Origin of the sequence: Lysobacter sp. Hz25 (assembly GCF_046097045.1) — a bacterium.
Taxonomy (GTDB): Bacteria; Pseudomonadota; Gammaproteobacteria; order Xanthomonadales; family Xanthomonadaceae; genus Lysobacter; species Lysobacter antibioticus_B.
The window spans coordinates 2,775,247-2,801,188 of sequence record NZ_CP175666.1; the positions used below are offsets into that span (position 1 = coordinate 2,775,247).

At 67.3% G+C, this 25,942-nt stretch carries 13 protein-coding genes and 2 pseudogenes; 11 read left to right on the plus strand and 4 right to left on the minus strand.

The features are described from left to right. Positions 1 to 86: 86 nt before the first annotated feature. The 3 genes from ACKN61_RS11760 to ACKN61_RS11770 all read right to left on the minus strand — a co-directional run bounded on the left by ACKN61_RS11760 (position 87) and on the right by ACKN61_RS11770 (position 6,906). Positions 87 to 2,507, minus strand: coding sequence for a TonB-dependent receptor (locus ACKN61_RS11760; RefSeq protein WP_408953593.1), 2,421 nt, complete (start codon positions 2,505 to 2,507; stop codon positions 87 to 89). Between the two features lie 88 nt (positions 2,508 to 2,595). Continuing rightward, the gene (gene pgmB / locus ACKN61_RS11765; RefSeq protein WP_408953594.1) at positions 2,596 to 5,616 is read right to left on the minus strand and encodes a beta-phosphoglucomutase; all 3,021 of its coding nucleotides are present in this window, start codon (positions 5,614 to 5,616) and stop codon (positions 2,596 to 2,598) included. 264 nt (positions 5,617 to 5,880) lie between these two features. Continuing rightward, positions 5,881 to 6,906 carry a LacI family DNA-binding transcriptional regulator gene (locus ACKN61_RS11770; RefSeq protein WP_408953595.1) on the minus strand — a complete coding sequence of 342 codons (1,026 nt, stop codon included), beginning with the start codon at positions 6,904 to 6,906 and terminating at the stop codon, positions 5,881 to 5,883. 342 nt (positions 6,907 to 7,248) lie between these two features. On the opposite strand from ACKN61_RS11770, the gene smc reads away from it, so the two are divergent. The 11 genes and pseudogenes from smc to ACKN61_RS11825 all read left to right on the plus strand — a co-directional run bounded on the left by smc (position 7,249) and on the right by ACKN61_RS11825 (position 23,651). Then, positions 7,249 to 10,752 (plus strand): chromosome segregation protein SMC, encoded by a 3,504-nt coding sequence (gene smc, locus ACKN61_RS11775; protein ID WP_408953596.1) that lies wholly within the window; start codon positions 7,249 to 7,251, stop codon positions 10,750 to 10,752. 175 nt (positions 10,753 to 10,927) lie between these two features. Then, positions 10,928 to 11,698, plus strand: coding sequence for a cell division protein ZipA (gene zipA, locus ACKN61_RS11780; protein ID WP_408953597.1), 771 nt, complete (start codon positions 10,928 to 10,930; stop codon positions 11,696 to 11,698). A gap of 821 nt (positions 11,699 to 12,519) precedes the next feature. Then, positions 12,520 to 14,467 (plus strand): annotated as a pseudogene (gene ligA, locus ACKN61_RS11785) (NAD-dependent DNA ligase LigA); the annotation flags it as partial. Between the two features lie 80 nt (positions 14,468 to 14,547). Then, positions 14,548 to 14,898 (plus strand): annotated as a pseudogene (locus ACKN61_RS11790) (BRCT domain-containing protein); the annotation flags it as partial. Continuing rightward, positions 14,895 to 15,881, plus strand: coding sequence for an EF-P lysine aminoacylase EpmA (epmA, locus tag ACKN61_RS11795; RefSeq protein WP_408953598.1), 987 nt, complete (start codon positions 14,895 to 14,897; stop codon positions 15,879 to 15,881). The pseudogene ACKN61_RS11790 and the gene epmA, both read left to right, overlap by 4 nt. A gap of 116 nt (positions 15,882 to 15,997) precedes the next feature. Then, positions 15,998 to 16,714, plus strand: coding sequence for a DUF3011 domain-containing protein (locus ACKN61_RS11800; protein WP_408953599.1), 717 nt, complete (start codon positions 15,998 to 16,000; stop codon positions 16,712 to 16,714). 181 nt (positions 16,715 to 16,895) lie between these two features. After that, positions 16,896 to 17,660, plus strand: a complete 765-nt coding sequence (locus ACKN61_RS11805) for a DUF3011 domain-containing protein (protein WP_408953600.1) — start codon at positions 16,896 to 16,898, stop codon at positions 17,658 to 17,660. Positions 17,661 to 17,760: 100 nt separating this feature from the next. Then, positions 17,761 to 18,819 (plus strand): S-methyl-5-thioribose-1-phosphate isomerase, encoded by a 1,059-nt coding sequence (gene mtnA, locus ACKN61_RS11810; RefSeq protein WP_408953601.1) that lies wholly within the window; start codon positions 17,761 to 17,763, stop codon positions 18,817 to 18,819. Positions 18,820 to 19,367: 548 nt separating this feature from the next. Further along, complete coding sequence (gyrA, locus tag ACKN61_RS11815) at positions 19,368 to 22,022, plus strand: DNA gyrase subunit A (RefSeq protein WP_408953602.1); 2,655 nt, start codon at positions 19,368 to 19,370, stop codon at positions 22,020 to 22,022. Between the two features lie 291 nt (positions 22,023 to 22,313). Continuing rightward, positions 22,314 to 22,907: a YceI family protein gene (locus tag ACKN61_RS11820; RefSeq protein ID WP_408953603.1), complete on the plus strand. Its 594-nt coding sequence runs from the start codon at positions 22,314 to 22,316 to the stop codon at positions 22,905 to 22,907. Positions 22,908 to 23,291: 384 nt separating this feature from the next. Next, entirely contained in the window at positions 23,292 to 23,651 is a 360-nt protein-coding gene (locus tag ACKN61_RS11825; RefSeq protein WP_408953604.1) for a DUF1428 domain-containing protein, read from the plus strand. 118 nt (positions 23,652 to 23,769) lie between these two features. Here the strand turns inward: ACKN61_RS11825 and ACKN61_RS11830 are convergent, their stop codons facing one another. Beyond that, positions 23,770 to 25,686, minus strand: a complete 1,917-nt coding sequence (locus ACKN61_RS11830) for a M4 family metallopeptidase (protein WP_408953605.1) — start codon at positions 25,684 to 25,686, stop codon at positions 23,770 to 23,772. Between the last annotated feature and the right edge of the window lie 256 nt (positions 25,687 to 25,942).

Genomic DNA, 25,942 nt, shown 5'->3' on the forward strand with positions numbered 1-25,942 from the left:
GGTGAGGTAAGAGGAAACCGCGCAGGCGGCATCGGGCCGCCCGCTGAAACTCCGCGTCGCCGCCGTGCGGCGACGCGGAGTCTGGATCACCAGCGATAGGCGGCCGAGAACAGGTAGGAGCGGCCTGCGATCGGGCGGCCCATGAACACGCCGCCGGTGGCCGCGCCGGGCACGCGCACGTTGCCTTCGGTCAGGCCGAGTTCGTTGGTGACGTTGCTGCCGGTGAGCGCGAACTCCCAGTTCTCGCCGACGTGCATGTTCGCGCCGACGTCGAGCGTGTGGTAGGAGGGCAGCTTCTGGGTGTTGGCCAGGTCGGCGTAGCGGTCGCCGATGCGCGAGTAGGTCGCGAAGACCTTCAGGTCGCCGAACGGCAGGTTCCAGAAATAGCTCGGGGTAAAGCGGAACTGCTGCTTCGGCTGGCGCATCACCTGGTTGCCGGTGAATTCGCGGTAGTTCTCGTACTTGGCGTCGAGCCAGATGCCGGTCAAGGCCAGTTCGAGCCCGCCGACCGGTCGCACCGCCGCTTCCACTTCCACGCCGTAGGCTTCCGAATCGCCGGCGGTGGTGAAATTGGTGCCATCGTCGAGGAAGGCCTGGAACGGCGAGTTGGTGAAGCTGTTGTAGAACGCGGTCAGGTACAAGTCGTAGACCGAATTGCCGGACTTGAAGCCGAGTTCGTACTGGTCGATTTCCTGGGTCTTGGTGTTGCCGTCGCGCAGGTTGTCGAACGCCGGCAGCTTGTAGCCGGAGTTGGCGCGAGCGAACAGGCTGGCGCTGTCGTTGAGCTTGTAGTTCAGGCCGAGGGTCCAGGAGAAATGCTTGTCGTCCTGGTCGATGCGGCGCGAGGTCGGCAGCGACACCGAGGTGGCGTTGTCGTAGAGCGTGTTCGGATTGCCGTCCAGATCGACCGAGGCGACGTCGTGCACGGTGCCGTCGACCTGCTGCCACTCGTAGCGGATGCCCCCGTCCAGGCGCAGGCGGTCGTTGATCTGCCACTCGTCGGCGAGGAACACCGCGGTGTTCTGGCCGTCGTAATCGCCGCGCAGCGAGAAGAACGAAGTGCCGGTGAAACCGTCGCGGGTGACCTGGCGGCCGTCGGCGAGGCTCAGGTTGATCCGGCGCGCGTTGTTCTGCGCGGTCAGCAGCATGTTGTTGCCGAGGTACCAGGTGTCCTTGGACGAGTAGCGCGCGTAATAGACGCCGGCGGTGAGGGTGTTGCCTTCGAACAGGTCGCGGCTGAAGCGCAGGTCGTTGGTGAACGATTCCAGCTCCTTGTCGACCACCCAGAAACCGGCCGTCAACACCTGCTGGTTCGGGTCGACCGCGCCGCCGCCGTTGACGTAGGTGGCGGTGCCGGCGCTGCCGTAGCCGGCGATGAAGTCGGCCATGGTCTTGGGGCTGGCGCCGGTGAACAGGCCGTTGGTCGGCGCGCTGCCGCTGACGTAGTTGACCCGGTCGCTGATGGTCCAGTCGCCGACGTAGAAGTCCATCGACGCGCCGAACACGTCGAGGTTGATGCCGCGGCCTTCGGCGAGGTCGCGGGTGATGCTCTGGCCGTTCGGACCGGTCGGCAGGGTCACGTGGCGGAAGTCGTTGCCGAGCAGGGTGCCGGTCTGCGCGTCCAGGCCCGGGAAGCTCGACAGGCTGCTGCCGTTGTTGCGCGAAAGCAGCGGGATCGGAGTGAAGAAGGCGTTCTTGTCGTTGGTGTGGCGCGCGTAGACCGTCACTTCGCCGCTGTCCCAGCTGTGGGTCAGGGTGGCGCTGAGCTGGCCGCCCTTGTCGGCCGGGAACTGGGTGTCGCGCACGCCGTCGGTGGTGCGGTAGAAGCCGCCGACGCTGTAGTACCAGCCTTCGCCGAGCTTGCCGCTGTTGAACAGGTCGACGCGGCGCAGGTTATCGCTGCCCAGGCCGACGCGGACGCTGCCGGCCGGTTCTTCGCCGCCCTTCTTCTGGATGAAGTTGACCGTCGCGCCGGGCTGGCCGTTGGAGAAGATCGGGCTCGGGCCGCCGCGCAGCACTTCCATGCGCTCGATGGTGTCGTCCATGCGGAACAGGGTCGAGTTCTCGAGGAAGGACAGGGTCGGCGGCGGGTACAGCGGCGCGCCGTCCATCTGCACGGTCACGAACGGGGCGTCGCCTTCCGAGGGCATGCCGCGCACGAAGATGTTGGCGCCGGTGCTGCCGCCGGCCGATTCGGCCCAGATGCCCGGCACGACCTTGAGCGCGTCGGCGGTGCTCAGCGGCACCGCTTCCTGGATCTGTTCGAGCGAAGCGGTGGTGATCGAGAAGCTGGCGTCGCGCTTGCGGATGCCCTTGAAGCGCGCGGTGCCGCTGACGATGACCGCGTCGAGGGTGGTCGCCGATTCGCTGCCGCTTACGGCCTGCGGTGCCGGCGCCGCTGCGGCGGCCTCCTGGGCCAGGGCGTAGCCCGGCGCCAACGCGGCGGCGATCGCCGCGGACAGTGCCAAACGCATCAGTTGGCGTTGCTTGGTAGACGTGTGCTGCATGGTGTTCTCCCCACTCATCTTGTATTGGTTATGCAAACGGATCGATCGGTGGTGGTATCCCCGCCGCGGCAGTGCATGCCGCGCGCGGTCAGGGCAAAACGAAAGCGTCCAGGTCGAAGGAGGCGATATCCGGCAGGCAGGCATCGGCGCGCGCCAGGGCGAGGGCATCGCCGATGCCGACCGCGGCCATCCCGGCCGATTTGATGGCGACCACGCCGGCGGCGGCGTCTTCCAGGCCGATGCACTGCGACGGCGGCACGCCGAGCGCGGCGGCGACGGTCAGGAAGATTTCCGGGTCGGGCTTGGCGCGGGCGATGTGCGCCGAGTCGGCGATATAGTCGAAGCGGTCGGCGATGCCGAGCCGTTCCAACAGCGCGCCGGCGTTGCGGCTGGCCGAGGCCAGGCCGAGCTTAAGGCCGCGTGCGCGTGCCTGTTCGAGCAGGCGCTCGACGCCGGCGAACAGATCCTTCGGCGTGACCTCCCGGATCGCCTCGACGTAGTAGGCGTTCTTGCGTTCGGCCAGGGCGAGCTTTTCGTCGCGGCCGAGCACGCGCCCGGCATGGCGCAGGATGATGTCGAGCGAGGCCATGCGGTCGACGCCCTTGAGCAGTTCGTTGACCTGCTCGTCGAACGGCAACCCTTCCTCGTCGGCCATGCGCTTCCAGGCGCGGTAATGGGTCTGGGCGGTGTCGGTGAGCACGCCGTCGAGGTCGAAGATCAGGGCACGGGCCGGACGCGGAAAGGCGAGTGGGGCGGGGCCGCCGGGTGCGGCCAGCGGTGCGCGCAGGTCCGCAACGCGGTTGAGTTCGACGCGGCGGCCTTCGTGTTCGATCGTCAGCGGCGCGCCTTCGAGCAAGCGGTACTCGACGCCGTCGCGGCTCACCCGCAGGCGCAGGCGCCGGCCCTGCCAGCGCAGGCCGAAGCCGTAGCCGTTCCAGCCGGAGGGCAGGGTCGGGGCGAAATGCAGCGTACCGTCGACCGCGCGCAGGCCGGCGAAGCCGGAGACCAGGCCGAGCCAGGTGCCGGCCAGCGCGGCCATGTGCACGCCGTGGTCGGTATTGCCGTGCAGATCGTCGAGATCGACGCGCAGGTTCTCGGCGAAATATTTCGCCGCTTGTTCGGCATGGCCGACTTCGCTGGCGAGGATGCCGAACACCGAGGCCGACAGGGTCGAGTCGTGGGTGGTCACCGCTTCGTAGTAATCGAAGCTGCGGCGCTTGACCTCGGCGGGAATGCCGTCGCCGGCCAGCACCAGGGCCATGATCACGTCGGCCTGCTTGCAGACCTGGTGGCGGTAAAGGGTGAGCGGATGGAAGTCGAGCAATAAAGGACGATGCTCGCCTTCGTGTTTCGGGAACGGCCAGCGCGGCTTGTCGAGGAAGGTGTCGTCCTGGGCGTAGATGCCCAGGGCTTCGTCGTAGTGCAGAAACATGGCCTCGCCGGCGCGGCGCCAGCTCTCGACTTCGTGCGCGTCCAGGCCCAACCGTGCCGCCAGCTCGGCGACCTGTTGCGGGCGCTCGGCGTGCAGTCGCTGCCACACCTGCACTGCGCGCAGCAGGTGCTGCTGGGCCATGCGGTTGGTGTAGAAGTTGTTGTCGACCAGGGCGGTGTACTCGTCCGGGCCGGTGACTTCGTGGATGCAGAACGCGCCGCCGCGGCGCGGGTTGAAATGGCCGATCTGCGGCCAGATGCGTGCGGTTTCGAACAGGATCTCGGCGCCGCTTTCGAGCAGGAAATCGACATCGCCGGTGGCGTCGACATACAGCCCGATCGCGTAGGCGACCGCGGCGTTGATGTGATAAGCCGCCGAACCCGAGGGGTAGTGCGCCGAGCATTCGCCGCCGGTGATCGTGCGCCACGGGAACAGCGCACCGCGCGGATGGTTCATCTCGCGTGCGTGCCGGCGCGCGGGCTCCAACGCAAGGTAACGCGCATGCAGCATGGCGCGGGCCACCTCCGGTGCGGTGTACACCATCACCGGCAACATGAAGGCTTCGGTGTCCCAGAAATAATGGCCTTCGTAGCCTTCGCCGGTGAGGCCCTTGGCGGCGGTGCCGTTGACGCCGTCGCGGCCGGCCGATTGCAGCAAATGGAACAGGTTGAAGCGCAGCGCCTGTTCGGCGGACGCATCGCCGTCGATGGAGAGTTCGGCGCCGTCCCAGAATTCGGCCAGGGCAGCGGCCTGTTGCGCGGCCAGGGCATCGAACCCGGCGACGACAGCGCGTGCGACCGCCTGCGTCGCGCGTTCGGCCAATTCGCTGTCTTCGCTGCCGCTGGCGTAGGCGACGAATTTTTCCAACGTCAGCGAATCGCCGGGCTGCAGCGTGCCGTCGTAGCGTTGCAGCACGTGTTCGTCGGCGCGTTCGGCCGCGCCGAAACCCAGGCCGCCGTCGAGGCGATGGGCCTGCGCGCAGGCCACGCGCACGTTGCTGTGGCGGGTCGATTGCAGGACGTGGGCGCCGTGTTCGTCGGCCTGCGCCGCCAACAGCCGCAGCCCTTCCGACACCGCCACGCCGATGCGCGGGTCGTCGCCCTGTTCGGCGGCCTGGTGGCCACATTCGATCGCCGAGGCCAAGCTCAGCGGGCCGCTGTAATCGATCGATTCGACCCGGTAGCGGATCGCCAGCAGGTCGACGCCTGATGTTGCGGCGTCGAAGGGCAGCACGCGTTCGGCGTGGATCTGCAGGGTCTGGCCCTGGGCGGTGCGCAGCCGCAGGCGACGGCTCAGGCGGCCGCTGCGCAGATCGAGTTCGCGCTCGAACGCCAGCCATTCGGCATCGTCGATGTCGAGGCGTTGCTTGCCCAGCCACACCGCGATGCGCTGGCCGTCGGCGACCGGCAGGCGGGTGTCGGTGCTGCGGGCGAAGCCGGGGAAACGTTCGTGGTAGTGGATCGGATGCTTTTCGTAGACCGAGGCCAGGAAGCTGCCGTCGCTGCCGCCGTCGGCTTCCTCGAAGCCGCCGCGTACGCCGAGCGAGCCGTTGGCGAGTGCGTACAGGGTTTCGTCGCGGCGGCGCTGGGCCGGGTCGAAGCGGTCCTGGCGCAGGCGCCAGGCATTGGCCTCGGGGGAAGCAGGGGGAAGGTGCGGTGGGGCTTGGGGCTGGATCACGCGGCGGGGACCTGAGTGCGTCGTTGCCGCGGACCGTAGAGAGGCGTTGTTATCGATGTCAAGTTATCGATAACAATCGACTTCGATAGTGTGCTTCAGTGCTTGTTTTTCCAGGCCGACAGTCGCGTTCTTGGCAAGGCTTAAACGATGCGAATCAGCGGCTTAAACGATTGCTGCGGTGCGGGAGAATCCGCCAGGTTTCGACCCGCCGCGACGAAATTCGCGTTGCGATGCAGCATCGCAACGCGCATCGGGCCGAAACGTTCAGGTGACGCGCGCCACCAAATGGGTCGGCAGGATCTCCGACTGCGCCGGGCGGCCTTCGATCATCGCCAGGATCTTGCGCGCCAGCGACACGCCGGCGTCGACGAAGTTCTGGTGGATCGAGGTCAGCGGCGGCAGATAGGTCGCGCCGAGCGGGGTGTCGTCGTAGCCGATCACCGAGACGTCCTCCGGCACCCGCCGGCCGCGCTCGATCAGGGCGCGGATGGCGCCGATCGCGAGCAGATCGCTGGCCGCGAACAGGGCATCGAACTGCGGGTGCTCGTCGAGCAACTGGTGCACCGCCTGGGCGCCGGCGCTGACAGTGAAGTTGGCCACGTTCGGGGTCAGCGGCACGATGCCGTGTTCGGCCAGGGTTTCGGTGAAACCTTCCAGGCGTTCGGCGAATTCGCCGTGGGCGCTGTCGCCGAGGAACACCGGCCGGCGCCGGCCGAGGGCCAGGAAGCGCTCGGCGGCGAGCTTGCCGCCGCGGTGATTGTCGCTGCCGACCACGACCTGGGTCTCGTGGCGGCTGACCGCCCCCCAGACCACCATCGGCCGACCCCAGCGCTGCACCTCGTGCATGGCGTCTTCGTGCGCGCCCTGGCCGAGCAGGATCACCCCGTCGGCGGCCTGCACGCTCGGCAGGGCGCCGCCCTGCAGCGAGGTCAGCAGCACGCTGTAGCCGGCCGAGGTCAGCTCCTGGCTGATGCCGCCCAGTAGGTCCAGCGGGTACGAGCCGGACATCTGGCGCTCGACGGTCGGCTTCATCTCGACCACCACCGCCACGGTCATGCTGCGGCGCAGGCGCAGATTGCGCGCGCTGATGTTGAACTGATAGCCCTGTTGCTCGGCCAGTTCCTTGATCTTGGCCCGGGTCTCCGGGTTGACCAGGGGGCTGTCGCGCAGGGCGCGCGAGACGGTGATCGCGGAAACGCCCGCCAGTTCGGCCAGATCGGCCATGGTCAGGTGTTCGCCGGCCTTGCGGGCCGGATTGGGGTCGCTCGGACGGCTGCTGCGAGAGCTCATGCGATGCCGTGTCACTCCCTGTCATGGCGGCGGGCGAATGCGGTCGATTCGCCGAATCGCCCATGTTTACCATGAACGCGTGGCGGGACGGAGCCCGTCCGGCGCGGCGGCGGGCAAATCGACGCGGTTCGGCACAGGCCGCCGGCAGGTCGGCGCCATGGCCGCCTGAGGCAGCGCTGAAGCCGTTCGCGGCGAGCCTCGCGCTGGCCCGCTATACTCGCGAGGGAGCGCCGTCCAAAGCGGTATCTCTTCCAAGTGATTCAATAACTTGGGTATGTTGTCTCATCCATTTTCACGTTTTCACGGCGGCGCCGCCCGGCGCGCCAGGGACCACACCCGCGCATGCGTCTGTCCACGATCAAGCTGTCCGGTTTCAAGTCCTTCGTCGATCCGACCACGCTGCATCTGCCCACCAACATGACCGGTGTGGTGGGGCCCAACGGCTGCGGCAAGTCGAACATCATCGACGCAGTGCGTTGGGTCATGGGCGAAAGCTCGGCCAGCCGCCTGCGCGGCGACTCGCTGACCGACGTGATCTTCGCCGGCTCTTCGGCGCGCAAGCCGGTCTCGCAGGCGATGGTCGAGCTGATCTTCGACAACTCCGACCACACCATCACCGGCGAATTCGCCGCGTTCAACGAGATCTCGGTCAAGCGCACGGTCAGCCGCGACGGCACCAGCCAGTACTACCTCAACGGCGGCAAATGCCGCCGTCGCGACATCACCGACCTGTTCCTCGGCACCGGCCTGGGGCCGCGCAGCTACTCGATCATCGAGCAGGGCATGATCAGCCAGATCATCGAGGCCAAGCCCGAGGACCTGCGCGTTTATCTCGAAGAAGCCGCCGGCATTTCCAAGTACAAGGAACGGCGCAAGGAAACCGAAACCCGTATCCGCCACACCCGCGAGAACCTCGACCGCCTCAACGATCTGCGCGAGGAAGTCGGCAAGCAGCTCGAACACCTGCGCCGCCAGGCCCGCCAGGCCGAGCAGTACCAGGCGATCCAGGCCGAGCGCAAGGTCAAGGACGTGGAGTGGAAGGCGCTGGAATACCGCGCCCTCGACCAGAAACTGCAGAGCCAGCGCGAGCGCTTGTCGCAGCAGGAAACCCGTCTGCAGCAATTGATCGCCGAGCAGCGCGAGGCCGAGCGCGAGCTCGAGACCGGGCGCGTGCGCCGCGAAGAGGCCGCCGAAGCGCTCAACAAGGCGCAGGCCGCGAGCTACGAGGTCGGCGGCGTGCTGGCCCGGGTCGAACAGCAGATTCAGCACCAGCGCGAAATGTCCGGGCGCCTGCACAAGGCGCGCGACGAAGCGATGGCGGCCCTCGCCGAGATCGGCGAACACATCGGCAGCGATCAGGCGCGCCTGGACGTGCTGCTGGCGGCGGTCGCCGACGCCGAGCCGCGCATCGAGGCGATGCGCGAAGACGACGAAGCGCGTCAGGACGCGCTGCGCGATGCCGAAACCAAGCTCAACGACTGGCAGCAGCGTTGGGATGCGCACAGCCGCGAACAATCCGAGGCCGCGCGTGCCGCCGACGTCGAGCGCACCCGCCTGGAAGGCCTCGATCGCCAGACCCTGGAAGCCGATCGCCGCCGCGAGGCGATGACCGCCGAACGCACCGGCCTGGACGTCGCCGCGCTCGCCGAGGCCTTCGAGCAATTGCAGAGCCAGCACGACCTGCAGAAGGAATCGCTGGAAAGCCTGACCGACGAGTTGGAGACCCGCAAGAGCACGGTTTCGGACCTGCAGGAGCAACAGCGCGCCACCCAGAACCAACTGGCCGAGGTGCGCAAGCAGGCGCAGACTTCGCGCGGCCGTCTGTCCTCGCTGGAAACCCTGCAGCAGGCCGCGCTCGGCCTGGAGCAGGGCGCCGCGCTGACCTGGCTGCAGGCGCGCGGGCTGGATTCGGCGCAACGCGTCGGCGAAACCCTGACCGTCGAGGCGGGCTGGGAAAACGCGGTCGAAAGCGCGCTCGGCCAACTGATCGAGGGCGTGCTGGTCGAATCGCCGGAAGCGCTGGTCGATGCGATCGGCGAACTCGGCGAAGGCCGCCTGACCCTGGTCTCGCCCGCGCGCGACGACAGCGTTTACGCGCCGACCTCGCTGGCCTCGAAGGTGCAGGGCCCGGCGGCGATCCGCCGCCTGCTGTCGCGCCTGCACGGCGCCGACGACCTGGCCGCGGCGCGCGCGCTGCAGCCGTCGCTGGGCGCGGAAGAAACCGTGATCACCCGCAACGGCGAGCGCCTCGGCGCCGGCTGGGTGCGGGTGCTGCGCTCCGGCGCGGCCAAGCAGGGCGCGCTGCTGCGCGAACGCGAGATCCAGAGCCTGCGCGCCGAGATCGAGACCCTGCAGAGCCGCGAGCGCGAGCTCGAACAGACCCAGATCCAGTTGCGCGACCGCCTGCTGGCGTCCGAGCAACAGCGCGAGGACGCCCAGCGCGCCCTGTACATGGCCCACCGCGGCGTGTCCGAACTCGCCGGCCAGTTGCAGAGCCACCAGGGCCGCCTGGATTCGGCGCGCAACCGCATCGAGAAGATCGATGCTGAACTCGAACAGTTGCTGATCCTGATCGACGCCGGCGGCGAGCAGGCGCGCGAAGCGCGCACCCGCCAGGAAACGGCGATCGAGCGCATGGGCGAGCTGGAAGACGCGCGCCTGGAGCTCGAATCCGAACGCCGCCGCTTGTTCGAAGCACGCGACGCCGCCCGCAACGCCGCGCGCGAATCGCGCGACGCCGCGCATGCATTGAGCCTGACCCTGGAAACCCAACGCGCCCAGATCGCCGGCCTGAGCCAGGCGCTGGAGCGCATGGGCGGCCAGCGCGGCCAGCTCGACTCGCGCCTGGGCGAACTGTCGGCGCAGCTTGCCGACGGCGACCAGCCGGTGCTGGCGCTGGAGCAACAGCGCCAGGTCGCGCTGGAGCAGCGCGTCGTCGCCGAACACGACCTGACCGCCGCGCGCACCGCGCTCGACGGCATCGACAACGACCTGCGCAAGTTCGAGCAGACCCGCCAGCAACGCGACGAGCAGGCCCTGCAACAGCGCGAAGCCATCGGCCAGCGCCGCCTCGAACAGCAGGCGCTGGTGCTCAAGGCCGAAACCCTGACCACGGCCATCGCCGAGGCCGGCGCGGTGCTCGAAGACGTGGTCAACGCCCTCGACGAGAACGCCGAACCGCAGGTCTGGGAGCGCACGGTCGCCGAACTCGACGGCAAGCTGCGGCGCCTGGAACCGGTCAACCTGGCGGCGATCGCCGAACACGCCGAGGCGGCGCAGCGCAAGGACTACCTCGACGCCCAGTTCACCGACCTCAACACCGCGCTGGAAACCCTGGAAGATGCGATCCGCAAGATCGACCGCGAGACCCGCGGCCGCTTCAAAGACACCTTCGACCGCGTCAATTCCGGCGTGCAGGAACTGTATCCGCGCCTGTTCGGCGGCGGCCACGCCTACCTGGAACTGACCGGCGAAGACCTGCTCGACACCGGCGTGGCGATCATGGCGCGCCCGCCCGGCAAGCGCGTGTCGAACATCTCGCTGCTGTCCGGCGGCGAGAAGGCGATGACCGCAGTGGCGCTGGTGTTCGCGATCTTCCGTTTGAACCCGGCGCCGTTCTGCCTGCTCGACGAAGTCGACGCGCCGCTCGACGAAGCCAACGTCGGTCGCTTCACCGCGATGGTCAGCGAGATGAGCGAACAGGTACAGTTCCTGTTCGTGAGCCACAACAAGGCGACGATGGAAGCCGCGCAACAACTCTCCGGCGTGACCATGCGCGAGCCCGGCGTCAGCCGTCTCGTCTCGGTCGACCTGGCCGAGGCGACGCGTCTGGCCGGTGCGGCGTAAGTCGCGCGGTCGGGATGAATGATTCGGGACGCAGGACGGGCGACAGCCGAGGCCTGCGTCGTATTCGTGATTAAGTTAGGGAGTCGGGACAGGGCAGGGAATCGAGAGCCGGCGCAGCCGCTTTGACGAATCCCCAATCTCCCATCCCGAATCCCTGCATCAAAAGGAGCAACCGATGTCCGACGTGACACTGCTGCGGATCGGCATCCTCATCGCCGGTCTGATCCTGATCGGCGCGATCGTGTTCTTCGGCCGCCCGCGCAAGCCGGGGCAGGGCAAGCGCGTCGCCCGAGAGGAAACGCCGCGTACCGGCGAGCGCAAGCCGGGTACCCGCCAGGAGCCCTCGTTGGGCGAGCAGATCGAAAACGAGCTCGGCGAATCCTCGACCGTGCCGGGCGAGGCCACCACCCAGGCCGAGCTGGAACTGTTCGACCGCACCCTGGAAGGCGGCGCCAATGCCGCCAACAGCGATCTCGGCCGTCGCGTCAGCGAAGAGTTCGACAAGATCGTGACCCTGTACCTGGCCGCGCGCGCCGGGCAGAAGCTGCACGGCCCCGACATCGTGGTCGCCGCCGAAAAGGCCGGCCTGGTCTATGGCCACATGGGCGTGTTCCACCGTCTGGTCGAAGGCCACCCCGAGCGCGGCCCGGTGTTCAGCGTCGCCAACATCATGAAGCCCGGTAGTTTCGACATGGCGACGATCCAGTCGCTGGAGACCCCGGCAGTGGCGTTCTTCCTGACCCTGCCGGCGCCGATCCCGGCCCTCGATGCCTGGGAAACCATGCTGCCGACGGCGCAGCGCATGGCCGAGTTGCTGGATGCGGTGGTGCTGGACGAGCAGCGCAATGCCCTCGGCCGCCAGCGCATCGCTCATTTGCGCGACGAACTGCGTGCCTACGATCGCCAGCGCGAAGCGCCGCCGTTGAGCAAGCCGACGCGTTGGTGAACCGATAGCGGCGCTATTCGCGCCGCTGCGGTGTTGCAGGGTTAGGCTTGGCCCTCTGTAGGAGCGGCGTGAGCCGCGACCACGGGACGCACAGAGCCCGCAAGGCAGACGTCATCCATCGAAGCGGCGCACTTTCCGCCAGGGTAGGAGCGGCGCAAGCCCCGACCGCGGGACGCGCAGAGTCCGCAATGCCTTAGTCATTGAAGGGCCGATTCGTCGCCAGGGTAGGAGCGGCGCCCTACTGGATTTCCTTCGGTCACAAGCCGCGACCGCGCTGCGACGGTCTTGCTGCGTACCTCTGCATCAAGATCAAGATCAAACGCCAAAAGCTTCCGCCACTAAAGCGGCGGGTTACTTTCTTTTGTCATAAGCAACAAAAGAAAGGTAACCAAAGAAGTTGCTTTTCTTTGAATCACAAGCCCGCACGAGCGATGCCGACGCAGGGATTTTTCATACGGGACATCCCTGTCCCGATGAAAAACGGCCCGCATCCATGCGGACCGCCCTTCGGGTCTTCGATTGCCTTCGCTAGTGCGAGGCTGCGCACGGCAAAGGCAAAGATCTTTACGGCAACGGCAACGGCAACGGCAGGCGGAAGCTCGTCGCCGCGGGCGATCCGAAGACTGAATCCTCCACCGCATACCCATCCCACCCGAAGGATTCCCCCCTTTGGGGGGGGGGATTTGCTTCTGCTCTCGGCATCAATCACCCCGATTCCGCCGGTCATCGCGCCCTGCGCGACGCCGACCGTCCACAATCGTGCGAATCCCGTTCAAAATGCCATCCGCCCCGCCGCATCGGCAGCGCCAGGACCCACGCCCGTGACGACCGAATCCAAGAAAGACGCCGCCCAGGCCGCGAAGCGCGCCGGCGAGCTGCGCCGCCAGCTCGAAGACGCCAACTATCGCTATTACGTCCTCGACGACCCGACCCTGGCCGACGCCGATTACGATCGTCTGCTGCGCGAGCTGGAAGCGCTCGAAGCCGCGCATCCGGACCTCGCCACGCCCGATTCGCCGACCCAGCGCGTCGGCACCGCGCCCTCGGGGGCCTTCGACGAGGTTCGCCACGCGGTGCCCATGCTCTCGCTCGGCAATGCCTTCGCCGACGAGGAAGTAGCCGATTTCGTCCGCCGCATCGAAGAGCGCCTGGATCGCACCGCGCCGGCGTTCTCGGTGGAACCCAAGCTCGACGGCCTGGCGATCAGCCTGCGCTACGAGGGCGGCCGTTTCGTCCAGGGCGCGACCCGCGGCGACGGCGCCACCGGCGAGGACGTCACCCAGAACCTGCGCACGATCAATGCCATCCCGATGCGCCTGCGCGGCGAGCACTGGCCGCCGGTGCTGGAAGTCCGCGGCGAAATCTACATGCCCCTGGCCGCCTTCAAGGCCTATAACGAGAAGGCCCTCAGCGAAGGCGGCAAGGTCCTGGCCAATCCGCGCAACGGCGCCGCCGGTTCGCTGCGCCAGCTCGACCCGCGCATCACCAAGCAGCGGCCGCTGGCGTTCTATGCGTATGCGGTCGGTCTGGTCGAAGGCTACGAACTGCCGCCGACCCATTCGGCGACCTTGAAGCAATTGCGCGACTGGGGCTTCCCGGTCAGCACCGAGAGCGGCGTCGTCGCAGGCACCGACGGCTTGCTGGGTTATTACCGGCAGATGGGCGCCAAGCGCGACACGCTGCCGTTCGATATCGACGGCGTGGTCTACAAGCTCGACGACTACGCCGGCCAGCGCGAGATGGGCTTCGTCTCGCGCGCGCCGCGTTGGGCGATCGCGCACAAGTTCCCGGCGCAGGAACAATCGACGGTGCTCGAAGGCATCGACATCCAGATCGGCCGCACCGGCGCGGCGACGCCGGTCGCGCGCCTCAAGCCGGTGCAGGTCGCCGGTGTGGTCGTGACCAATGCGACCCTGCACAACGCCGACCAGATCGCGCGCCTCGACGTGCGCATCGGCGACACCGTGATCGTGCGCCGCGCCGGCGACGTGATCCCGGAAATCGTGAGGGTGGTGCCGGAATATCGCGACCCGAACGCGCCGCAATGGCAGATGCCGGGCGAGTGCCCGGTGTGCGGTTCGGAGATCGTGCGCGAAGAGGACGGCGTGGTGTGGCGCTGCTCGGGCGAGCTGACCTGCGCCGCACAGCGCAAGGAGGCGATCCGTCACTTCGCCTCGCGCCGGGCGATGGACATCGAAGGCCTCGGCGATCGCTATATCGAGGATCTGTCCGACCTGGGCTATCTGCAATCGGTCGCCGACCTCTACAAACTCGAGCTCGACGATCTGCTGCAGATGAAGCGCCGCGCCGAGGAACGCGACGGCACCACGCCCGAGACCGTAAAGGCCGGCAAGGTCGCGACCAAGTGGGCCGACAACCTCATCGAGGCGATCGACCACAGCCGCAGCACCACGCTCGAACGCTTTTTGTTCGCGCTCGGCATCCAGCACGTCGGCGAGAGCACGGCCAAGGCCTTGTCGGTGTGGTTCGGCGATCTGGATTTGATCCGGCATCTGCCGTGGCCGTTGTTCAAGCGCGTGCCCGACGTCGGCGGCGAAGTCGCGCGTTCGCTCGGTCATTTCTTCGATCAGCCTGGCAATCAGCAGGTCATCGACGACTTGCTCGAACGCAAGGTCAAGATCGGCGACACCCACGCGCCGTCGCCGAAACTGCGCGAAAGCCTGAACCTGGCGACCTTGCTGGTCGACATGGAAATTCCCAAGGTCACGCGCATCCGCGCCGATCAGCTCGCGGCCGCGTTCGGCAGCGCCGAGAAGCTGCGCGATGCGCCGGAGCACGCCTACATCACCGCCGGCTTGCCGGCCGACAGTGCGCAGGCGCTGACGACGTGGTTGAACGTGGACGAGAACGCGCGCTTGCTGACCCGCGTCGGCGACGCGCTGGCGCGACTGGATGCGCTGACGCCGGCCGCCTCGGCCGCCGCGAGCGGCCCGCTCGACGGCCAGACCGCGGTATTGACCGGCAGCCTGACCGCGTTGACCCGCGACGAGGCCAAGGTGCGTCTGGAGGCCCTGGGCGCCAAGGTGGCCGGCAGTGTGTCGAAGAAGACCAGCTTCGTCGTCGCCGGCGAAGCCGCCGGTTCCAAGCTCGACAAGGCGCAGGAACTCGGCGTCGAGATCTGGGACGAAGCCAAGTTGTTGGCATTCCTGGCCGAGCACGAGCTGGCCGAGCACGAATGAGCCGGGACGAACACTGGAAGCCGTCGGCATCGTTCGAGTCGCTGCGCCTGCGCGCGCGGCTCAATGCGGCAATCCGCGCCTTCTTCGCCGAACGCGCTGTCGTCGAGGTCGAAACCCCGGTGTTGTCGGTCGCCGGCAACACCGACCCGAACATCGCCTCGTTCTCGTTGCAGTTCAGCGGCCGCACCGACGGCGCGCCGCGCACGCGTTGGCTGCGCACTTCGCCGGAGTTTCCGCTCAAGCGTCTGCTCGCGGCCGGCTTCGGCGATTGCTACGAACTCGGCCGGGTGTTCCGCGACGGCGAGGCCGGCGGCCGCCACAACCCCGAGTTCAGCATGCTCGAGTGGTATCGGCTCGGTTGGGATCATCGCCGCCTGATCGACGAAACGGCGGCCTTGGTGCGCACGGCCCTGGGTCTGGTCGGCCGCGATGCCGGCCTGCAGTCGATCACCTATCGCGAGCTGTACCGCCAGCGCCTCGGCCTGGACCCTTTCAGCGCCGACGAGTCGGTACTGCGAGCCGCGCTCGGCGAGGTGGTCATCGATCCAGAGGGCTTGAACCGCGACGATTGGCTCGACCTGTTGATGACCCATCGCCTGCAGCCGACCTTCGCCGCCGACGGCCTGCTGGCCGTGCACGATTACCCGGCCTCGCAATGTGCCCTGGCGCGCTTGCGCGACGACGGCGACGGTTGGCCGGTGGCCGAACGCTTCGAGCTTTATCTCGGCCCCCTGGAACTGGCCAACGGCTACCACGAGCTTGCCGATTCGGCCGAACAGGGCGCTCGTTTCGATCGCGACCGCGCGCTCCGCGCCGCGCGCGGCGTGCCGGTGCCGCCGCGCGACGAGGCCTTGCTGGCCGCGCTCGGCAGCGGTTTCCCGGCCTGCGCCGGTGTCGCGCTCGGCGTCGACCGCCTGCTCATGGCGATGCTCGGCACCGGCCGCATCGCCGATGTGCTGAGCTTCGATTTCACGCGCGCGTGACGGCGATGAACCCCGCATGCAGCGGCGAACGGTAACTGCCGCGTTTTGATTGCAGTTTCATCGATCGCGGTTAGAGTGATCGGGTCGGGTGCGGGGGGACGTGCATGCGTGGTGTGATGATCGCGATCCAATGGCTGGCGTTCGCCGGTTTGGCGTGCACGCAGGCTCGCGCAGAGCCGGTGGGCGAGCGCCTGTACGGTGGGCGTCTGTTGCGCTGCGCTTCCAGCGGCGAGGAAGTCGTGCGCTGTCCGGCCGACACCCGCGAAGGCGTGCGCCTGGTCCATCGCACTTCCGGAAAGCCTTGCGTCGAGGGCACGAGCTGGGGTGCCGACCGCGGCGGCGTGTGGGTGTCGCAGGGCTGCGCGGCGGATTTCGTGCTCGGCAAGGGCGGCAGCGGCCGCGACAGCACCACCGGTGCGCGCGTGATCAAGTGTGAGTCGCGTGGCGGCCGCTGGAACCACTGCCCAGCGAAGATCGGCGAGGGCGCGGTGCTGGCCCAGCAACTTTCCAAACAACCTTGCCTGCGCAATCAAAGCTGGGGCGCCGACAAGCAGGGCATCTGGGTGTCGGGCGGTTGCCGCGCCGAATTCCGTCTGCTCGGTGTCGAGGAACCGGCCACGCAGGCGCGCAAGCCCTTGCTGCGTTGCGAATCGCAGGACCGGCGCGCGCGCCGTTGCGATGGCGAAACCGGCCTGGGCGTGCGCATGGTCAAGCAGTTGTCGAAGACCGAATGCATCGAAGGCCGCAGTTGGGGCTATGACGCGCACGGGGTGTGGGTGGAGGACGGCTGCCGTGCCGACTTCGAGCTCGATTACCGGCGCGGCGGCGGTTGATTCGAGTCGGTAAATGCATCGCGTTGTTTTGCCGAACGAGGCGCGACGTTGCAGTGCAGCAATCACGCAAACTAAGCGACTCATGAACGTTTTTTCCTCTCCGTTGCCGATGGCGGAAATCTTGGGCTGGCGTTAAGCGGGTTCAGATAGAGTCCATGGCACATTGACAAGGAGCACGAACATGTCCGCACGCATTCTTTCCGGTCTGGGCCTGATGGTCGGCCTCGGCATGGCCGCCGGCGCCGCACAGGCCGCGCCGCAGTACGACGATTACGGTTCCAACAACGTGATCCGTTGCGAATCCAACGACAACCGCGAGCGTCGTTGCGACGCCGATACGCGCGGCGGCGTGCAGCTCAGCCGACAGTTGTCCAAGTCGGCGTGCAGCCAGGGGCGCACCTGGGGCTACGACCGCTCGGGCGTTTGGGTCCGTGAGGGTTGCCGCGCCGAGTTCACCCTGGGCCGTGGCGGCGGTTGGAACGGCGGCGGCGGTGGCTGGAACGGCGGCGGTGGCGGCAGCGGCGAAGTCGTGCGCTGCGATTCCAACGACAACCGCCCGCGCACCTGCCGCATCGACGGCAATCGCGCACGCCTGCAACGCCAGATTTCGAGCTCGCCGTGCATCGAGGGCCGCAGTTGGGGTTCGCGCCCCGGTGAGGTCTGGGTGAGCGACGGTTGCCGCGCCGAATTCGTCGCCTCGCGCGGCGGTGGCGGCGGTGGTGGCGGCTGGAACGGCGGCGGTGGCGGTTGGGGCGGTGGCGGCCAGGAAGTCAGCTGCGAGTCGCGCAACAATCGCCAGAACCGCTGCAACATGTCGATTCGCCGCGACGCGCGCCTGATCAAGCAGAACTCCGGTTCGCCGTGCATCGAAGGCCAGACCTGGGGCTGGGACCGCAATGGCGTGTGGGTCGCCGGCGGCTGCCGCGGCGTGTTCCGGGTCAACTGATCGCGATACCTGCATCGTCCGCATGCAACGACGCCCCCGGTCGCAAGGCCGGGGGCGTCGTCGTTTCGGGGCCGGCACGCGCATCCGTTAAACTGCGCGCATGAACGACGCCATCGATTTCGACCGCTACGACCGCATCCGTCCGATCCGTTGGACCGGAGACGCCCTCGAACTGCTCGACCAGCGCAAGCTGCCTTTCGCCGTGGACTACGTGCGCTGCGACGACAGCGACGCGGTCGCTGAGGCGATCCATGCCCTGACCGTGCGAGGCGCCCCGGCGATCGGCATCGCTGCGGCCTGGGGCGTGGTCCTGGCCGCGCGCGAGGTCCAGGCCGGCAGCGGCGTGGAAGCCCTGGCGGCGATCGAGCCGGCCCTGCAGCGCCTCAATGCGGCGCGCCCGACCGCGGTCAACCTGGCCTGGGCCCTGGCGCGGATGCGCCGGGTGTTGGCCGGCGCCGGCGGCGATTGGCGCGAGGTCCTGGCGCGCGAGGCACAGGCGATCGCCGATGAGGACCTGGCCGCGAACCGGCGCATGGGCGCGCTCGGCGCGGCCCTGATCGAGCCCGGCAGCGGCGTGCTGACCCATTGCAACACCGGCTCGCTCGCGACCGCCGGCTTCGGCACCGCGCTCGGCGTCATCCGCGCCGGCGTCGCCCAGGGCCGCATCGATGCGGTGTTCGCCGGCGAGACCCGGCCCTGGCTGCAGGGCGCGCGCTTGACGGTGTGGGAGCTCGAACAGGACGGCATCGCGCCGACCCTGATCGCCGACTCGGCGGCCTCGCACTTGATGAAGACCGGCAAGGTGCGCTGGGTCATCGTCGGCGCCGACCGCATCTGCGCCAACGGCGACACCGCCAACAAGATCGGCACCTACCAGCTGGCCATCGCCGCGCGCCATCACGGCGTGCGCTTCATGGTCGCCGCGCCGTCCTCGACGGTCGACATGGACACCTTGTCGGGCGATGCGATCGAAATCGAAGAACGCGACCCGGGCGAGCTGTTCGCGGTCGGCGGCACGCGCACCGCGGCCGAGCGGGTGGGCGCCTGGAACCCGGTGTTCGATGTGACCCCGCACGAGCTGATCGACGCCATCGTCACCGAGCGCGGCGTGATCGAGCGCCCCGACGAGGCAGCGATGCGGGCGGCGTTCGGCGCCTGAGCCGACGCCTCGGCGGCCGGCTCAGGCTTCTGCGGGTCGTCCGCGAGCCGGGCAGCGCCGCTGCGGGGTGCGCGTGCACAGCGCTTGCTGGCGGCCGTCCAGGGCGTTGGCCTGGCCCCGGCGCGAGCTGGGTCGACTGCCCGCTGGCTTCGTCCGCCGAGCCGGCTGTCTTTACCGGGGCGGCCGTCTTTCCGAACTGGCCGTCTTTCCGAGCTGGCGCAGGCGGGGTTCGCCGGCGGCCTGGCAGACCCGTTTCGCCGCTTGCGCGCGTGCCTTTGCGGCCGCCGGCAGTCGCCTTGGCCGAGCGTATAGCGAGAACCCCGCGACGGATGCTGCAGCGCAGCTGAAAATCACATCCAAGTGATTGTTTCTGCGTGGGAATCAGGCCCCTGTGAAACCGCGTTTCGTGGTATGATTTCAAGTCACTTTTACGCCGCCCCGAGCGAGCTGCAGGACAGGCCCGCTGGGACCCTGTTGGCGGCATTCCGACTGGAATGCCGGTGCCGTTCGTCCGGGGCGTCCGAATCACCGCACGCAACGGAACCCTGATGGCCGAACTCGCCAAGGAAATCATCCAGGTCAATCTCGAAGACGAGATGCGCCGCAGCTATCTCGATTACGCCATGAGCGTGATCGTCGGGCGCGCGCTTCCCGACGTTCGAGACGGCCTCAAGCCTGTGCACCGCCGCGTCCTCTACGCCATGAGCGAACTGGGCGCTCACAGCAACAAGCCGCACTTCAAGTCGGCGCGTATCGTCGGTGACGTGATCGGTAAGTACCACCCGCACGGCGATCAGTCGGTCTACGACACGCTGGTGCGCATGGCTCAGCCGTTCTCGCTGCGCTACATGCTGGTCGACGGCCAGGGCAACTTCGGTTCGGTCGACGGCGACTCCGCCGCGGCGATGCGTTACACCGAGTCGCGCATGGCCAAGCTCACCCACGAGCTGATGGCCGACATCGACAAGGAAACCGTCGATTTCCAGCCCAACTACGACGAGAAAGAGCTCGAACCCACGGTCATGCCGACCCGGGTGCCGAACCTACTCATCAACGGCTCGGCCGGTATCGCCGTGGGCATGGCGACCAACATCCCGCCGCACAATCTGTCGGAAGTGATCGAGGCGACCATCGCCCTGATCAACGATCCGGAGTTGGACGTCGATGCGCTGATGGAATACATCCCCGGCCCCGATTTCCCGACCGCCGGCATCATCAACGGCACCGCGGGCATCATCAACGCCTACCGCACCGGCCGCGGCCGCGTGCGCATGCGCGCGCGCGCCGAGATCGAGGTCAACGAGAGCACGGGTCGCGAGGCGATCGCGGTCACCGAGATCCCGTACCAGGTCAACAAGGCCCGCCTGATCGAGAAGATCGCCGAGCTGGTCAAGGAAAAAAGGCTCGAAGGCATCAGCGAGCTGCGCGACGAGTCCGACAAGGACGGCATGCGCATCTTCATCGAGGTCAAGCGCGGCGAATCGGCCGAAGTGGTGCTCAACAACCTCTATCAGCAGACGCAGATGGAGTCGGTGTTCGGCATCAACATGGTGGCGCTGGTCGACGGCCGCCCGCAGTTGTTGAACCTCAAGCAGATCATCGAAGCCTTCATCCGTCACCGCCGCGAAGTGGTGACCCGCCGCACCATCTTCGAGCTGCGCAAGGCGCGCCAGCGCGCGCACATCCTCGAAGGCCTGACGGTCGCGCTCGCCAACATCGACGAGATGATCGAGCTGATCAAGACCTCGGCGAACCCGAACGAAGCGCGCGAGCGCATGCTCGAGAAGACCTGGGAGCCGGGCCTGGTCGGCGCGTTGCTCGGTGCCGCCGGCGCCGAAGACTCGCGTCCGGAAGACCTGGCGGCCAATGTAGGCCTGGTCGACGGCCGTTATCAGCTGACCGAGGTCCAGGCCACCCAGATCCTGGAAATGCGCCTGCACCGCCTGACCGGTCTGGAGCAGGAAAAGCTCACCGAGGAATACCGGCAGCTGCTCGAGGCCATCCGCGGCCTGATCGAGATCCTCGAGAATCCCGACGTGCTGCTGGAAGTCATCCGCACCGAACTACGCAACCTCAAGGAAGAATTCGGCGACGCGCGCCGCAGCGAAATCCGCGCCAGCGAAGAGGATCTCGACATCCTCGACCTGATCGCGCCGGAAGACGTGGTCGTGACCCTGTCGCATTCGGGCTATGCGAAGCGCCAGCCGGTCAGCGCCTATCGCGCGCAGAAGCGCGGCGGCAAGGGCCGCAACGCGGCCTCGACCAAGGACGAGGATTTCATCGACAAGCTGTGGCTGGTCAACACCCACGACACCTTGCTGACCTTCACCAGCGCCGGCCGGGTGTTCTGGCTGTCCGTGCACCAGCTGCCGGATGCCGGCCCGAATGCGCGCGGCCGTCCGATCATCAACTGGCTGGCGCTGGAAGCCGGCGAACAGGTGCAGGCGGTGCTGCCGGTGCGCGCCTACGACGACGATCACTTCGTGTTCTTCGCCACCCGCAATGGCACGGTCAAGAAGACCCCGCTGAGCGAGTTCGCCTTCCGCCTGGCGCGCGGCAAGATCGCGATCAACCTCGACGACGGCGACGCCCTGGTCGACGTGGCCCTGACCGACGGCCAGCGCGACGTGATGCTGTTCGCGAGCAACGGCAAGGCCGTGCGCTTCTCCGAGAGCTCGGTGCGCGCGATGGGCCGCACCGCGACCGGCGTGCGCGGCATTCGCCTGGCCGAAGGCGAAGAGGGCGAGGGCAACAATGCGTTCGTCGTCAGCATGGTGGTGATCGACGGCGACGGCGACATCCTGACCGCCAGCCAGCGCGGTTTCGGCAAGCGCACCGCGGTCGAGGAATATCCGTGCAAGGGACGCGGCACCCAGGGCGTGATCGCGCTGAAGACCACCGACCGCAACGGCGCCCTGGTCGGTGCGATCCAGCTCAGCGACCATCACGAAGTGCTGATGATCTCCGACGGCGGCACCTTGGTGCGCACGCGCGCCGACGGCATTTCGCAGGTCGGCCGCAACACCCAGGGCGTGACCCTGATGCGTTTGGCCGAGAACGAAAACCTGCAGACCATCGAACGCCTCGACGCATCGCTGGACGATGCCGAAGAGGGCGGCGAGACCGAGCTGCCGGCAGTGCCGGGCGGCGCGATCGAAGCCGCTGCGGCCGTGGATGCGCAGGAGCCTTCGCCGGAAGCGTGATGCCGGTGGTTTAGCCGCTCAGGAAAACGCCGCCTTCGGGCGGCGTTTTTTTTTCGGCACGGATCGCTTGCGCCACGCTCGCCGGCATCGTCCGCGGGCGGCCTGCTCTGCACGACGATGTCTGCGCGCGGTCCATATGGGGGCATGAACAGGCGCAAGCTGACGCCGCGCTGACGCCAGGCTGACATCCGGGGAGGAGTTTGCGCACGAACGCTCAATTCGCGCGCCCGCGGTTGCGACCCGCGAAGCGCCGGTGCTAGCTTGGCCGGCACCTTCGCTTCGGATTCCGCGATGAACACAGTCATCCGTTCTGCTCTGGCTACGTTGGCGCTGTTGGCCGGTTCGTCCCTCGCAGGCGCTGCCCAGGCGGCACCGGTGACCTACAAGATCGACCCCACCCATACCTATCCGAGCTTCGAAGCCGACCACATGGGCGTGTCGGTGTGGCGCGGTAAGTTCAACAAGTCCGAAGGCACGGTCGTGCTCGACAAGAAGGCCGGCAGCGGTACGGTCGAGGTCGTCGTCGACACGAAGAGCATCGACTTCGGCCTGGATGCGATGAACGAACATGCCAACAAGCCGGAGCTGTTCGATACCGGGAAGTTTCCGACCGCGACCTACAAGGGCAAGTTCGTCGATTTCGTCGATGGCGCGCCGACCCGGGTCGACGGCGAGCTGACCCTGCACGGCGTGACCAAGCCGCTGAGCCTGAAGATCGCCAAGTTCAAGTGCATGCCGCATCCGATGCTCAAGCGCGAGCTGTGCGGCGCCGACGCCAGCGCGAGCTTCCAGCGCGACCAGTTCGGCATGTCCGCCGGCAAGGACTACGGTTTCAGCATGAGCGTGGATCTGCGTATCCAGGTCGAGGCGATCGCCGCCGAATAAACGGCGAGCCGCCGCGCGAGCCTCGGCAGGCCCATGACGCAACGCGCCGTTTTCGAAGCGGCGCGTCTGTTTTAGCCGTGCCCGCGCACGGTCCGCGCCAGGGGCCACGGCAGGCCGCAGCGGCATTGCCAAGCCGGCGCACGGCTCCAGCGCCCGATTCCACGCGATGATCACGCTGCGTTTCCAGTGGCTGGGTTACTCCTGCGCGGGCCCGTCATTGCAGGCGCGGCTGTCGTTGCATCCTGCGCAGCGTCGCTGCCGGTCCGCCATACCGACGACCAGACGGCTGGCGCGCGTGTCCGGATGCGGCTTCCGAGTGGAACCGGGTCGTAATCGGGCTTGGTTCGCCCCTGAAACCGGGGACTGTCCCCGTTAGGAGGAGGTATGAATTACGTCGATGGTTACGTGTTGGCGGTACCGAAGAAAAATCTCGCCGCCTATCGCAAGCTGGCCAGCCGGGCCGGCAAGATCTGGATGGAATACGGCGCGTTGCAATATGTCGAATCGGTCGCCGACGATGTCAAACCGGGTAAAACCACTTCGTTTCCGCAAGCGGTGAAGCTCAAGGCGGACGAAGTCGTGGTGTTTTCCTGGATCGTGTTCAAGTCGCGCGCGCAGCGCGACCGCATCAACAAGAAGGTCATGGGCGATCCGCGCCTGGCCGACATGATAGACCCGAAGGCCATGCCGTTCGACGGCAAGCGGATGATCTTCGGCGGCTTCAAGCAGGTGGTTTCCTACTGAACCCGGAAGCGGCCGCCGGCCGTTCGCGACGGGAGGCCGCGCAGAACAGAAAACCCCGGCCGAAACCGGGGTTTTCCTTGTCCTCAACCGGACATGTTCGTTACCGGAGCGATCCGGTTCAGAACGTGATGCTCCAGGTGTCGATACGGCCGACGTCCGCATTGGCGTTGTCGTTCACGCGCAGCTTCCAGGTACCGTTGAGCGGTTCGCTGGACAGGTTGAAGGTGAAGGTGCCGCTGAGGTTGTCGGCGCTGCCGCCGGCGCGGTTGCTGATGTTGTACAGCGAGCCATCCGGAGCCACCAGGTCGACCTTCAGGTCGCCGCGGTAGGTGTGGATGATGTTGACCGACACCGAAGCGTTGGTCGGGGCATTGCCGGTACGGCCGGACACGGTGATCGGGCTTTCGACGGTGGAGTTGTCGTTGATCGCGTAGTCGGTGCCGTTGGTGTACGTCGTGCCCGGACCCGGGCCCGGGCCGCCGGGGCAGTCGACGCCGACGGTCAGGAACGCGGCCGAAACGTCGGCGACGGCATAGCCCAGATCCGTGGCGGCCTTCTCGACGCCGCAGGCGCCGTTGTTGAAGTCGGTGCTCGGGGTCCAGTAGTCCTTGTTGGCCTTGGCGAAGGCCTTGAACGCCTTCGGCGTATCCCAGCCGGCCTTGGTGGCGAGCAGGTAGAACGCCTTGTTGTACACGCCGGACGAGTAGTGCACGTCCATGCCCGAGGTGTAGTTGCTGGCGTGGCCGATCGAACGGCCGTCCTGCGGCGGGTTGGCCATGTAACGCAGCGCGCCGGTGCCCTTGAAGATCTGCGCACCGACCAGGAAATCGTTGCTGCCGTTCATGAAGAACTCGGCGGCTTCGCCGGCGATGTCGGAATAGGCTTCGTTGATGCCGCCGGACTGACCCGAGTAGACCAGGCCCGACTGCTGTTCGGTAAAGCCATGCGAGACTTCGTGCGCCGACACGTCCAGGCTCACCAGCGGATAGAACGTGGTGCGGCCGTCGCCGAAGGTCATGGCCGAGCCGTCCCAGAACGCGTTCTCGTAGCTGTTGCTGTAGTGCACGCGCATGCTCAGCTGGAACGTCAGCGGCGGGGTGCCGACGTAGCTGTTGTACATGTCGAACACGACCTTGCCGAAGTAGTGAGCGTCGTTCAGCGGCGAGAACGCGCCGTTGATCGCCTTCACCGTGTTGCGCGGGCAGGTGAACGAGTACGCCGTGCTGCCGCTGGTGCCGTGATTGAGGTTCACGGTCTTCACGTTGGCGTTGTTCATCGTGCAGGTGCTGCCGCTCTGCGTGACGTCGTTGAAGCCGAAGTTGGTGCCGTATTCGTACTGGCCCGTCTTCTGGTTGCCGCCGGGGCCGGTGCCGACCAGCGCGTGGTTCAGGCCTTCCCACTGCTTCAGGACCTTGCCGCTGTTGGCGTCGACGATCACGAACGGACGCGTCGGCTCGCCGCCCTGGGCGGCATCGGCGAAGTAGTTGACGACATAGGCCATGTGGGCGCGGCCGTTGTCGTCGATGTAGATCATCTGACGGCTGCTTTCATTGCGCGTCTGCAGCGCGCCGACGCGCTTGCCGAGGCCGGCGCTCTTGGCCACGCTCAGGGCCTGCGCCTGACTCAGCTTGGGGGCGGTCGCCGGCAGTTCGGCGGCGAGGCCTTCGACCGAACGGCCGAACAGGCTACGCACGTTGCCGCTGGCATCTTCGCTGACGACGACATGTTCGCCGAAGATCGGCACGCCGCGGAAGCTCTGCTGGTAGCGATAGTTGCGGGTGCCGTTATCGTCCTGGCTGCTCTTGAGCACGCTCAGGCTGGAGTTGGAATCCAGCGCGATCAGTTCGGCATGGCGGACGTTGGCCTTGGCGGCGGCGCCGGACTTGGCGACGGCGGCCTGGTACTGCTTGTTGAGCTGAGCGACGTCCTTCTGGTGCAGGTCGACGCGCTGAGCGGCGCCTGCTGCCCCCGAGATGAGCGCGAACGACATGGCGATGGACAGGGCATGCAGGGTCGGTGATACGTTGCGATTCACTGGTATTACCCCCGAAACGAGTGTGGATGATGGCCGCGGGCGCGGCCGGCTCATTGCTCGTGCATCCGTTCCCCCGTAGCCCGACGCCCCAGCCACCGATGCGATGTGGTTTCGGCGAGTGGGTGGGCAAGCTCCGTGCGGATACCGCGCCGACGTGCGGCGTGGCGGAGGGACGCTAGGGGCGGGTCAAAAAAGCCGTCAACGCACGCTACGAAGATCACAGTGCGAATGCGACGTGCACGCAGGGCTTCAGAAA

Coding starts and splice junctions, on each gene's coding strand:
- mtnA (WP_408953601.1), top strand. CDS start 17,761: ATGAACGACGCCATCGATTTCGACCGCTACGACCGCATCCGTCCGATC.
- ACKN61_RS11820 (WP_408953603.1), top strand. CDS start 22,314: ATGAACACAGTCATCCGTTCTGCTCTGGCTACGTTGGCGCTGTTGGCC.
- smc (WP_408953596.1), top strand. CDS start 7,249: ATGCGTCTGTCCACGATCAAGCTGTCCGGTTTCAAGTCCTTCGTCGAT.
- ACKN61_RS11760 (WP_408953593.1), bottom strand. CDS start 2,507: ATGCAGCACACGTCTACCAAGCAACGCCAACTGATGCGTTTGGCACTG.
- ACKN61_RS11825 (WP_408953604.1), top strand. CDS start 23,292: ATGAATTACGTCGATGGTTACGTGTTGGCGGTACCGAAGAAAAATCTC.
- ACKN61_RS11770 (WP_408953595.1), bottom strand. CDS start 6,906: ATGAGCTCTCGCAGCAGCCGTCCGAGCGACCCCAATCCGGCCCGCAAG.
- ACKN61_RS11800 (WP_408953599.1), top strand. CDS start 15,998: ATGATCGCGATCCAATGGCTGGCGTTCGCCGGTTTGGCGTGCACGCAG.
- zipA (WP_408953597.1), top strand. CDS start 10,928: ATGTCCGACGTGACACTGCTGCGGATCGGCATCCTCATCGCCGGTCTG.
- epmA (WP_408953598.1), top strand. CDS start 14,895: ATGAGCCGGGACGAACACTGGAAGCCGTCGGCATCGTTCGAGTCGCTG.
- ACKN61_RS11805 (WP_408953600.1), top strand. CDS start 16,896: ATGTCCGCACGCATTCTTTCCGGTCTGGGCCTGATGGTCGGCCTCGGC.
- gyrA (WP_408953602.1), top strand. CDS start 19,368: ATGGCCGAACTCGCCAAGGAAATCATCCAGGTCAATCTCGAAGACGAG.